Source organism: Wolbachia endosymbiont (group A) of Philonthus cognatus (genome assembly GCF_947251755.1).
GTDB lineage: Bacteria > Pseudomonadota > Alphaproteobacteria > Rickettsiales > Anaplasmataceae > Wolbachia > Wolbachia pipientis.
On the sequence record NZ_OX366388.1, the window covers coordinates 372,245 to 384,305 of the forward strand.

Annotated in this window: 5 protein-coding genes; 1 reads left to right on the plus strand and 4 read right to left on the minus strand. The window is 34.1% G+C overall.

Annotated features, from left to right (window positions below; translation table 11 throughout):
• Nucleotides 1–161 precede the first annotated feature (161 nt).
• The 4 genes from OPR21_RS01940 to OPR21_RS01955 form a co-directional block, all read right to left on the minus strand.
• Nucleotides 162–2,921, minus strand: a complete 2,760-nt coding sequence (locus OPR21_RS01940; RefSeq protein ID WP_265030083.1) for an ankyrin repeat domain-containing protein — start codon at nt 2,919–2,921, stop codon at nt 162–164.
• A gap of 211 nt (nt 2,922–3,132) precedes the next feature.
• Entirely contained in the window at nt 3,133–4,152 is a 1,020-nt protein-coding gene (locus OPR21_RS01945; RefSeq protein ID WP_265030084.1) for an ankyrin repeat domain-containing protein, read from the minus strand.
• A 324-nt stretch (nt 4,153–4,476) separates the two neighbouring features.
• Nucleotides 4,477–6,798: an ankyrin repeat domain-containing protein gene (locus tag OPR21_RS01950; protein WP_265030085.1), complete on the minus strand. Its 2,322-nt coding sequence runs from the start codon at nt 6,796–6,798 to the stop codon at nt 4,477–4,479.
• A 420-nt stretch (nt 6,799–7,218) separates the two neighbouring features.
• Nucleotides 7,219–10,035, minus strand: a complete 2,817-nt coding sequence (locus OPR21_RS01955) for a lipase family protein (RefSeq protein ID WP_265030086.1) — start codon at nt 10,033–10,035, stop codon at nt 7,219–7,221.
• A 701-nt stretch (nt 10,036–10,736) separates the two neighbouring features.
• On the opposite strand from OPR21_RS01955, the gene OPR21_RS01960 reads away from it, so the two are divergent.
• The gene (locus OPR21_RS01960; RefSeq protein WP_265030087.1) at nt 10,737–11,975 is read left to right on the plus strand and encodes a hypothetical protein; all 1,239 of its coding nucleotides are present in this window, start codon (nt 10,737–10,739) and stop codon (nt 11,973–11,975) included.
• Nucleotides 11,976–12,061 lie beyond the last annotated feature (86 nt).

The following is a 12,061-nucleotide window of genomic DNA, read 5'->3' on the forward strand; positions in this document are numbered from 1 at the left end:
AAAACTATAAGCGTCCAAGTAATTTTTTAAATAAGATAACTCCTTTAGAATATCTCTTAAGCTATTAACTTAACATCACCATAGGATTTAAAACATTCCCCAAAAAATGTTAAAGCTATTTTAGTAAAATACTCAAAACTTGACCCTAAGCAACTTTGAGTTCATGCTCCTGGTACTCTTGCTTTACCTTCCTGCATAATCGCTTTTGGAGGAAATATATTACTGGATGAAGAACTCACTATATCACCACACTTTAAACCTTTTACCGCTGCTTTGACTCCTTCTGAGACTTTTTTAGATAGACTAATTGTTTCAAAAGATTGACAAAGTTTTCCAGACCTTTCAAAATATCCCTGTTTAATAGCATCGTAGACCCAATATCCACCAAGCGAGCAATTCTCACCTAATTCTTCTTTACAATTTTTGAACTTTTCCAGTATTTCCTTTTTGTTACTAACTTCTACTATTATTTTATCTTGCTTGTCAGGGTACAAATTAACTTCTAATTCTCCTAAACTAGTAGAGAAAGTTAACACTATATTACTATTGTCTGCAAGATTAGTGTAATGCCTTATGCCATTTTCCGTTATAATTTCTACCTCACTTTTACCGATCTTTACTATATCTCTTCCGTATTCTATTTTTCCTTGAGTTAACCCTAAGCTCCTTGCCCCATCTGTTATCTTTGCGACATCTATTATGCTATCCTCTGAATACTCTAAGTAGAAAGTAGAGTTGTCCATTTTTGCATCTTTTAACTTACCATTAGTTGCACCTCTAACAACTTCCATAAACTTGAGAGTAAGATTTGCACAACTTCCATGAGCTTTTATCATATTAGTTTCATGATCTTCAAATTCTAATTCCAGTGTATTGAGCACATACATACTATCTACAACATACCACACCGCTCCTTTTGATACTAATTTACATATTATATCACTAGCAACCTTGGAGTTCTTTTCTAATTCACTAATCTCTTTTATTCTTTTCATCACACAATCCATAAAGTTATACTTATCTTCATACATCTTTCCATATAGCTTTCCTTGATGAGGAAAATTAAACCTTATTCCAGACTTTATAGCTTCGTTTACAACTTGTTCTAATTGATTCATGTCTTGCGCTTTACCTACTTCATCTAAAAACACTTCTAACTTTGCCTGCTGGTCTAGTATTAAATTATCCCATAGAGTCCTAGATTTAAGCAGATGCTTTTCACTATCTAACCCTTTGAAATCTTTTATTCCTGCTGCCAGCAACAATCTTTCTGCTTCTTTACAACAAGTTTCATCACTATGAAAAACATCTCTGATATATTGAAAGATTCGTAACTTCCCTTTATTGTTATGAAGGCTTAAAACTCTCTTTAAGTCTTGAGTACCCTTGCGTTCATTCAAAAACTTTTCTAATACAGTAAGACCTTTACTTAGAGAAGAAGGGTTATCTTTGTCAACACCACCAAGAATACAGTCTAATTCTTGCTGCAACCTTTTGTGATCCTCAGTTAAAAGATAACCTTCAGCATAGTAGTTACAATTATCAATTGCTATGTCTAGTGGGGTCTTTCCTTGTTTATCACATATATCAGATCTAGCTCCACTATCCAGAAGTGAAGAGATGAGATCATTGTAATCAGTGCTTGCAATACAATGTAAGGGTGTTTTTCCTTCATTATCCTGCTCATTAAGATTAGTTCCTTTTTCCATAAGAGAAGCTATACTATTAGGTCCAGTAGCATAATGCAAGGGTGTCTTTCCTCTATCATCCTTTACATTAGGGTTAGCTCCTGCCTTCAAAAGTAAAGCTACAGAATCGTCATATTCTTTTTCTACCCCAGCTATACTTGATATTATGTGTAATACTGTTAATTTAGATTCTCCTCTTCTAAGATTAAGGACTTTTTCTAGATCTTGATTATCTCCATTGTCTTGTAAAAAATTTCTAAGTCTCACAATATAACCATGTTCATTATAATCACCTTCATCACTAAAAGACAGGTATGCTTGGAGGATACTGAATAATTCTTTATTTAATTCTCTTTGACTTGGTGTTAGACCAGATATGCCAGCAAGCCGTATATGCATTAAGCTATTGAATATATCTCCTCCAACAATATCAACTAAAGAATGATCATCACGACATAGCAATGAGTATTTAAGTGATTCATATTCATCATCCCTTTGCTCTTTTCGAAACTGTTTTAAATTATCACTTTTGGTTAGTTTTTCTAAGTACTTTAGGATTCTATTTTTATTTCCCAATAAAAAATCTACTCCCTTTTCCATTAAAGCACATACTGCTTCTTTATGACCATTTTCGGCAGCAAGAAATAATGGCGTCAACCCCTTTTTATCTATTATATTAATTTCTGCACCTTTTTCTAATAGAGCATCCATTGTCTTTATATGACCATTTTTAGCAGCCATATGCAATGGAGTACGCTTCATTCTATCCACTGCATTAACCTTTGCATCTGCGTTTATTAAGATTTTTACTACCTCTGCGTGACCTTCTTCGGCAGCTAAGTGTAACGGAGTCACCCTGTTTCGATCTACTGCATTGACCTTTGCATCTGCGTTTATTAAGATTTTTACTACCTCTGCATGACCTCCTTCGGCAGCTAAGTGTAACGGAGTCATCCTATCTAGATCTACTGCATTGACCTTTGCACCTATTTCCAATAGAGTCTTCACTGCCTTTATATAACCATTTCCAGCAGCGATATGCAATAGAGTACATTTCTCTGCGCAATTGTTTATCCAATAATTCACATTAAAATTAAATTTTTTCCACTCTTTATACGTGGTTGGATCTATTGCTTTTAACTTCTCTTTTATTTTTTCAATTATGTTATCCCTATTTAAATCATTGTCAGAATTTATTGCACTTAATATTTCTAACCACTTATGATGTATCATATTTCTACCCTATGCTATTGAATTGCTTATATTTAGCTCTTACCACTACACCTAGCAGCACTTGTCTCACAACCACATTTTTTTAGCTCTTCCATATTTAATTTGTCACTAAACACAATTAGCTACACAAAAACCCATCTACTGTCAAGATGTATCAGTGGATGTTGCCTACTTACGTTGGACTCGCTTAGCCTATTACTAGGCTTTAATGCTACATCTTATCAGTGATACCTCCAGTCCGACCTAATTTTGAAATGGATGTTATAAGTAACTCAATATTATCTTCTTGCACTTTATCCAGTTTAGTTCTTTTAGCAGCCTGTGAAGGAACATTATTGTTTGCATCAGAAGCAACACGCTTTTTATTAAGAAACTCAACTGCACCTGGATGACTATACTCATCAACGATATCTGAAGGAGTTTTTTTGTTAACATCCACTGCATCAACGTCAGCTCCATTTTCTACAAGATATTCAGCTATATCTAAGTAGCCACATTCAATAGCAAGGTGTAAAGGGGTACTTTCATCATCATTCTGTGCATCAATGTAAACCTCTTTTTCGCCTGTAAGATCCTCTACAAAATATCTAACTATATCTAAGTTGTTACGTTCAACAGCAGAGTGTAAAGGAGTATTACCCCAATCATCCCTCACATTAGCGTTAGCTCCTTTACCCACAAGATATTCAACTGCCTCTAAATTGCCACCTTCAGCAGCAAAATGTAAAAGAGTGCAACCACAACCTGATTTTATATTAACGTCAACCTTTGTTTGGTTTATAAAGTATTTAACTAGGTCAGAGTGACCATTTTGGGCAGCAATGTGCAAAGGAGTGCAGCCATCATTATCCTGTGCATCAACGTTAGCTTCTTTATCTACAAGATATTTAACTATATCTAAGTAACCACGTTCAGCAGCAAAGTGTAAAGCAGTGCAGCTTGAGCAGCTCTTTGCATCAACGTTAGCTTTTTTTTCATCTACAAGATATTTAACTGTCTCTAATTTACCAAGGCAGACAGCTGCATACAGAAATGTCTCTTCTATACCTATATCCTCCTGAGAATCTAACATGGCGGAAGCGTATTCTGTGTCCAATTTACTGTCAAGCCACTCTTCATATACATCTTCTAAATCTTTACCTTGTTGTTCTAACTCTTCTTTTATTCTGTTCATTATATGTTCCTTATTTTTAGCACTTATTAATGATTCCAGTAACTGACCAAAGTTCATAATTTCACCTCATCTTAAAGATTCATATCTTAATTATTACATGACTGATGTCAAAATCAAGAATTTTATATACCTTCTCCAGAATTATAAGTGATTGTTTCAGTTTGTTGTAGGCATAAGGCAGCAACGTATTTGCAATTCTTCTTAGCTAACCAAGGGAAGCTTGACTTGAAATAATATAGGGACGGTATTAATCAATAAAAGTTGATTCCGCTCTCAGCACCCAAGTAGACCTTTCTTGTGTTAGCTATAGTCTCTGTAGACAAAAACAGTTATATCTACACTGTATGGTTTTTGATATTTCTTAGTAAACTTTTCTATCCACTATAAGTAGGTTGGCGAACAAATGTTTTTTTTGTTTATACTGATTTCATTTAGTTCATTGCCAGGCTTCGATACTACATATGTAATACTACCAGCAACAGTTCCAACTGCCAACGCAGCAGCTACAGCTATGCCAGCTATAACTAACATTGATAACCCAACATTCGCAGCAAAACATCCAATAGCCACTGTCAACATGGTTATTATGCCTACAGAGAAGCCAATTTTTACCGCTTTATTAGCGATATGTTTGGCTTCCGCGTTTGATGTAGCTTGCACTATACCCTGTTTACTATTCTCAACAGCCATATATAAAGGAGCTTTGTCAGCATTATTCTTTGCATCAGCGGCAACCTTCTTTTCATTTAAATACTTAACTATATCTAAGCAACCATTTTCATTAGCAACATCTAAAGGAGTTTTATTATTATAATTCCTTGCATTAAGGTCAGCTCCATTTTCTACAAGATATTTAACAATATCTAAGTGCTTGTTTAAAACAGCATGGTGTAAAGGGGTATTACCAATCGAGTCTTGCACATTAAGAGCAGCTCCGTTTTTTACAAGATATTCAACTATGTTTAAGTAACCCTTAGTGGCAGCATGGTGTAAAGGGGTATTACCAATCGAGTCTTGCACATTAAGAGCAGCTCCGTTTTTTACAAGATATTCAACTATGTTTAAGTGACCTCCTAGAACAGCAAAATAGAAAGCAGTGTAGATATAACTGTTTTTTGTCTCAACATCAGCTTTTTCTATAAAATATTTAACTATGTTTAGGTGACCCTTTAAAGCAGCATGGTGTAAAGGGGTAGTGCCACGATAGTTTGCCTCAGGAGTAGCTCCGTTTTTTATAAGATATTCAACTATGTTTAAGTAACCCTTAGTGGCAGCATGGTGTAAAGGGGTATTACCAATCGAGTCTTGCACATTAAGAGCAGCTCCATTTTTTACAAGATATTCAATTATGTTTAAGTAACCTTCTGAAATAGCAAAATAGAAAGCAGTGTAGATATAACTGTTTTTTGTCTCAACATCAGCTTTTTCTATAAAATATTTAACTATGTTTAGGTGACCATTTGAAGCAGCACAGTATAAAGTGCTACTACCAATTAGATTAAGAGTAGCTCCGTTTTCTACAAGATATTCAACTATGTTCAAGTGACCCTTTGAAGCAGCAGCATATAAAGGAGTATCACGATCGTCTTGTAGATCAAGAGTAGCTCCGTTTTTTACAAGATATTTAACTATGTCTAAGTAACCACCTTTAGCAGCAGCATATAAGGGGGTAGTGCCACGATAGTTCTTCATATTCGGATTAGCTCCTTTTTTTATAAGACATTCAACTATATCTAAGCGACCACCTTTAGCAGCAGCGTGTAAGGGAGTATTATCATCCTTGTCTTGTAGATTAAGAGCAGCTTCGTTTTCTACAAGACATTCAACTATATCTAAGTGACCACTTAAAGCAGCAGCATATAAAGGAGTATCACCCTTCTTGCTTCGTAGATCAAGAGTAGCTCCGTTTTTTACAAGATATTTAACTATGTCTAAGTAACCACCTTTAACAGCAGCATGTAAGGGGGTAGTGCCACGATAGTTCTTCATATTCGGATTAGCTCCTTTTTCTATAAAATATTTAACTATATCTAAGTGACCCTTTGAAGCAGCAGCATATAAAGGAGTATCACGATCGTCTTGTAGATCAAGAGTAGCTCCGTTTTTTACAAGATATTTAACTATGTCTAAGTAACCACCTTTAGCAGCAGCATATAAGGGGGTAGTGCCACGATAGTTCTTCATATTCGGATTAGCTCCTTTTTCTATAAAATATTTAACTATGTTTAGGTGACCATTTGAAGCAGCAGCATATAAAGGAGTATCACCATCCTTGTCTTGTAGATCAAGAGTAGCTCCGTTTTTTACAAGATGTTTAACTATGTCTAAGTAACCCTTAAAGGCAGCAAAGTACAAAGGAGTAAAGCCGTGATTGTTCTTTGCATTAGGATCAGCATGATTTTTTATAAGATATTCAACTATACTGAAATTATTCTTGCGAACAGCACTGTGTAGGGGAGTATGATCATCCTTGTCTTGTAAATCAATAGCAACATTTTTTTTACCTACAAGATATTCAACTATTCTTAAGCGATCTATGGAAGCAGCTACATGCAGTAAAGTAGTCTTTACATCCATATCGGAAAATATTATGTCAAAATCTTGTTCTTTTAGCTGATTTTCTATTCTATCAATAACATTACTCTCATCTACACCATCTTGTATTATTGCTCTTAATATCTCTTGCAACTCACTTAAATTCATAATTTTACCTTAGCTTAAAACTGCTTTAATCATTATATGCCTGATACAAAAGTCAAGAATTTTATATGTCTTCCTGAAAATTACGAGCGATTGTTTTAGTTGCTCTGCTTGATCGGTAGAAGGAGCATATTTGTGCAATTCAATAGAAACATGCCTTTCTTCAGCATCACAAAATTTTTAATTATTGACTTTCCCCAAAAACGCAAAAAAGTAAGTATATTTGTGAGAATAATTTAAATAAAAGCGGCGTTGTGAAAATAAAAGCGTAAAATTGTTGCAACGAAGTTGGGCAAATTAGTTCGTACCTAAATGTGGCAAAAGTAGGCTAATATAGCTGGTTTTGCGATATAGTCAAACTATTATACAAGAAAGTTCAAACGGTACAAGTGGTGGGACGAGTATAATTTAAAACCTTAAAAACTATTTTTTAGCATCTGCAAGATCGATACCGTTTGTTTGATCAATTTCAACATTGCTAAGCGCTGTATTTGCTTCATACGAACAGTAACATCCTACTGCAAGAAAAGTTAATGCAGCTACAGCAAGTGAAATACACATTGCTAAATGAAACATTGTTAAACTTGCACCAACAGCAAATGCCACAGATAACAAAAAAGAAACAGAAGCATAGATTACTTGCTTTCTACTTTGAGCATTTACTGCTGAGAGTTTTTTGTTTTCATTACCCAGGCTGAGATCTTTTTCTTTGGCGAGCCGACTATTTTCTGATAAAAGTTGAATTTCTTTTTTAGTAAGACAATCAATACTTGCTTGTTTACTTAATGTCTCATGCTTTAGTTGTGAAACATTTTTCTTTGTACTATTCAGCTCTTTATTTTTACCTTCAAGTTGTTCCTGCAAACATTGGATTTGACTTTCCACCCTATTTTTGCTTTCAAGTTGTTCATGTAGATTTTTAACTTGACTCTCTAGTTCTTTACTTTTGGTTTCAGATTCCTGCAGCTTTGTCTTCAGGTCGTTATTTTCATTTTTGGGCTTTTTCAGCTTTAGCTCATTCTTTAGTTTGTTGTTTTCTTCAGTGAGCTGAGTTACTTCACCAGTTTTGTTAGTTAAGTCTCGCTTTGCACTACTCAGGTGCCCTTCTAGCTGTTTTGCTTGCTTTAGATCTTTTTCTAATTGTGAAATATTTTTCTTTGCAACATCTAGCTCTTTCTTCCCCTCTACGAGTTGTTTTTTTGTTTCCTCAAGTTCTTGAGCAAGTTGAATTACTTCACTAGTGTTGCCAACCAATTCTTGCTTTACACTATCCCGCTCCTGTTCCAACTGAGTTTGTGTGCTCTTAAATGTTTGAATTTCTGCATTCAAGGCTTTATTTTTATCATCCAGCTCTTTTTTGCTGTTTTCAAGGTTAGCTTCTTTGCTCTCAAATTCCCTAGTTATTTTAGCCAATTCTTGCTTTGCACTCTCTTGCTCTCGTTCTAACTGAGCTTGTAATTGTGAAACCTTTTGATTTGCATCATCAATCTTTTGTTTTGCTTGTTCCAAATCTTCTTTTAATTTTAAAATATTTTCATTTGCATTATCCAGCCCTGTCTTGCTGTTTTCAAGATTAACTTTTATGTTCTTATATTGCTCTTTAAGCTTACTGCTTTCTTCAGTAAATTTAGTTACTTGATTATTTAGCTTGCTAATCTTTTCCTCCTTCTCTGCAAGCTGAGCTCCTGTACTCTTAAGTTCTTTAGCTTTTGCATCCAAGCCTTGATTTAGCTTTTTCTTCTCCTGCGCAAACTGAGCTTGTGTATTTTTAAACTCTTCCAGCTTTTGGTTCGCATCATTCAGCTCTTGATCCTTGCTGTTAAGTTCCTCAGTTTTTTCATTCAAGCTTTGTTGTGTACTCTTTAGCGTTTCTTTTAGTTGACTCTTGTCTTGAGTCAATTGAGCTACTTTATCATTAAGCTCATCACACTCTTGTTCTTCTTGTTTCAATTTTTCTTCTAATTTTGGGGCATATTCAATCGGTATTTCAGAAAGCTTAATATCCTTATTTTCTTCCCTGACTTCTTCAAAGAATTTCTCGCCATCTATACATGTAAAGTTAAGTAGACAATTTATTAAGTGGTAAAATGGACTAAGCACGTAAGAAATATAAAAATACCTAGATGCATTGCTGTCTGATTTAAAATTTTCCTGCTTTACTTCCCGAATAAGTTTATAATAGGTATCAATTTTATGATAGTATGGCTCTAAATAATCTAGAACTTTATCCGTTTCTAGTTTTAATGGTTTACCTACATGTTTATAATGCGCACCAGCATTACCGTGTGGCAGACATGGTACTGGGTCTGATTGACAAGCTACTCTAATAGTCTTCTTTCCAAGACACTCACTGTAAACTTCAGCAGCATCATTGTAGAAAACTCTTGGGGAGCCAAAAGTTGCAACATTAATGTCTTTGGCTTCTTCTGTTTTATCAAGACATAAAGCAGCTATAGTAGCAAGAGCACCTCCCATGCTATGACCTGTAACATTAATTTTTAAACTTTTGATTCCTTCTAATCCTTTATCATTAGCATGCCCTTGTAATATCTTGTGTACGCTGGGCCAAGAGCGTTTGAATAAAGAGTAGAAACCAGAGTGGATATAATTATCTCCAGATAAAAATGATAACTTAGTCAAAGATGCACGAAGATCTTCCTTCAAATCATTCAAATCGCGAGTACCATGATAAGCTATAGTTACTTCCTTGTCTTTAATAAAAACATAACCAACATCTCGATTGTATGAATTGCTACCCGTCAAAGCATAGCCGACATTGTGTTGTTCTAATTTATAATCACTATCCGAGCAATATTTATCTTGAATGAGTTCATTGTCATAAAATTTTATTATTTGATAACCTGCTTCTTCAAACTGCCTTTTAGTTTCATATTCATCTTTCTTTAATTTCCTGTCCCCATCACCATAGGCAATTTTACTGAGAGTACACATTTCTAGTAATTTTTCTTTATCAAATTCTGCAATTTGTCCTGTTATCAGATCGGCAAGGTCAGAAGCATCATTTAACTCACTATTCTCAGAACGCTCTATATTCTTCCATATTTTAATTAAACTAGAAATGTCTTGATTCAAAAGCGCGTCGAGATCATGTTCATCTCGAGCTTCTAATTCACTCTTAATTGGTCCGAGCTTTTCAATTAAGACCTCTTTTATTAAAGTATTGCTAATATTTACAAAATCATCGCTAATAGAATTTTGATTATCAATAACACCTGGCATATTTCTTACTTACTACAAGCTTAATTAACTTAGTATACCACTATGCAATTATTTAGTCAAATAAGTTATCAATTTAATAAGATTAACCATAAATCTTTTCGTCTTCAACGGTACAAGCAATATTTGTTCAGGAGCGTTTCTGGGAGGAATATTACAGTAACTAGCGTTAACAGCAATTCAATTATTTACTTTCTTCACAAAACACAAAAAAAAGTACGTATATTTGTGAGAGTTTTTTACGTAAAAGGGGTGTTTCAAAAACAAAAACGTAAAATTATTACAACAAAGCTAAGCGAATTAGTTCGTATATAAATGTGGCAAAATAGGCTAATATAGCTGGTTTTACGGTATAGTAGAATTATTATATAGAAAAGTTCGCACAGAACAAGTGGTAGACCATAAGATCCCAAGAAAAATACTTCTCATGGTCCTTGGTTTTGAACGCTGGAGATAGTTATATTGTTTAAGTTACTAGCAATATGTGTTGCTAAATTAGTATTAATTTGCTTGCAGAAGAATAATTAAGACAAGCTTATGATAAAACAGAATTTAAAAGTAATAAAAGGCTATGTATTGAGCCTGTTAAGAGGCTTTTATCGAAAGTTATTTTGGGTTAGAAAATTTTTCTAAAATAGTAATTGACAAAGTTTTAAAGGTAGAGCAACATGCCTAAAATATATTAAATCTTGTTAGGGGTAAGTATGGATTACGAAAATGTACAAAGAGTATTACTAACTTCCATCAAAGAGGATGATTCTCATAAAGGGCTCAAAGAGTTAGAGATTAAGAGGTATTGTATTGCATATCAGACATTGCTGCGTAGATGGGATGGAACAATAATACCACCTTTTCTTAAGAAAATTTTAGAAAATGAAACTTGTTGGGAAGTAGAAGGTGCTTCAGGTCAAGTTAAACTCAATAGATATACTGTTGGAAAAAAGTTGTTAACATTAAAAGCTGAAGATGGGCAAAAAATTCTCCTCAGTCGCTTTGATCGCTATAGGATTGCTTGTTGGTGTTGCTTTGAAGAAGAGATAAAAGCTATTTTCGAAGAATTTAAATCAGAACAAAGTGATGAATCAGGGAAGAATTTAGTGAGAAAGCTTGATGATGGAGCTTTAATGATCTACTGGTCACATGCTATGAATAACCAAGAACATCAGTTAAAGCTAAATAACGAGCATCCATACGTTTATGCTTTTAAATGTGCAATGCTAGAAAAGCACGTGGAAGCTTTAGAATTCTTTTGGAATAAATTGCAATCTATTGATTCTGTATCTCCAAAAAGAAAAGAAGATTTATTAATGCAAGTGGCATATAATAAAGGACATTTTTCTACTGATGATGTTGGAATGGTTGATTTTTGCCTACGTCGTCTTGATGTTGACAGATACCATGAATTATTGAAAAGGGACTTTAAACAACATAGGTGTTATTATGCTTTAAGTATATTAAGAAGAAATCATTCTTTCGAAAATGCCAGAAAGCTATTTGAACATTTAAAGCCAGAAGATTTATCTCCTGAAGGTTATAGTACATCAATGTTTTCAGCATTAAACTCACTTGTTTCTGCACCAGATGATAATTTTGTTAAATCTGGTAGTGATATGCTCACCTCTATGTGGAACAGTCCTGGCTTTGAGGCTCATAGACAACACTATTTAAATAAGTTAAGCGAACAACTCTCATCAACCAGAGATTTGGTTGCTTCTCTCATTGAGAAGAATAAAGCTGTTAAAATATTGTCTGAAATCGTTAACTCTCTTAATCAAGAGCAAATGCAGTCTATTATGGAAGAAGATAAGTCAATATATGAGATATTCACTAAGGTTAGAAACAAGCAATTAGATGGTAGTGCTGGTGATTCAACAGTACCAAATTCATCATTAGATGTAGAAACTATACAGCAGAAGGTAACTGATGTTAGAAGCAAAGTGTAATGTTTCTCTTTTGGAAAATTCAGTTACTTGGACTTAAACGAAAGTGTGCAAAGAGTTTAGGTAAGAGTAAAAGTTGTAAAAGGTTG

Coding starts and splice junctions, on each gene's coding strand:
- OPR21_RS01940 (WP_265030083.1), bottom strand. CDS start 2,921: ATGATACATCATAAGTGGTTAGAAATATTAAGTGCAATAAATTCTGAC.
- OPR21_RS01945 (WP_265030084.1), bottom strand. CDS start 4,152: ATGAACTTTGGTCAGTTACTGGAATCATTAATAAGTGCTAAAAATAAG.
- OPR21_RS01950 (WP_265030085.1), bottom strand. CDS start 6,798: ATGAATTTAAGTGAGTTGCAAGAGATATTAAGAGCAATAATACAAGAT.
- OPR21_RS01955 (WP_265030086.1), bottom strand. CDS start 10,035: ATGCCAGGTGTTATTGATAATCAAAATTCTATTAGCGATGATTTTGTA.
- OPR21_RS01960 (WP_265030087.1), top strand. CDS start 10,737: ATGGATTACGAAAATGTACAAAGAGTATTACTAACTTCCATCAAAGAG.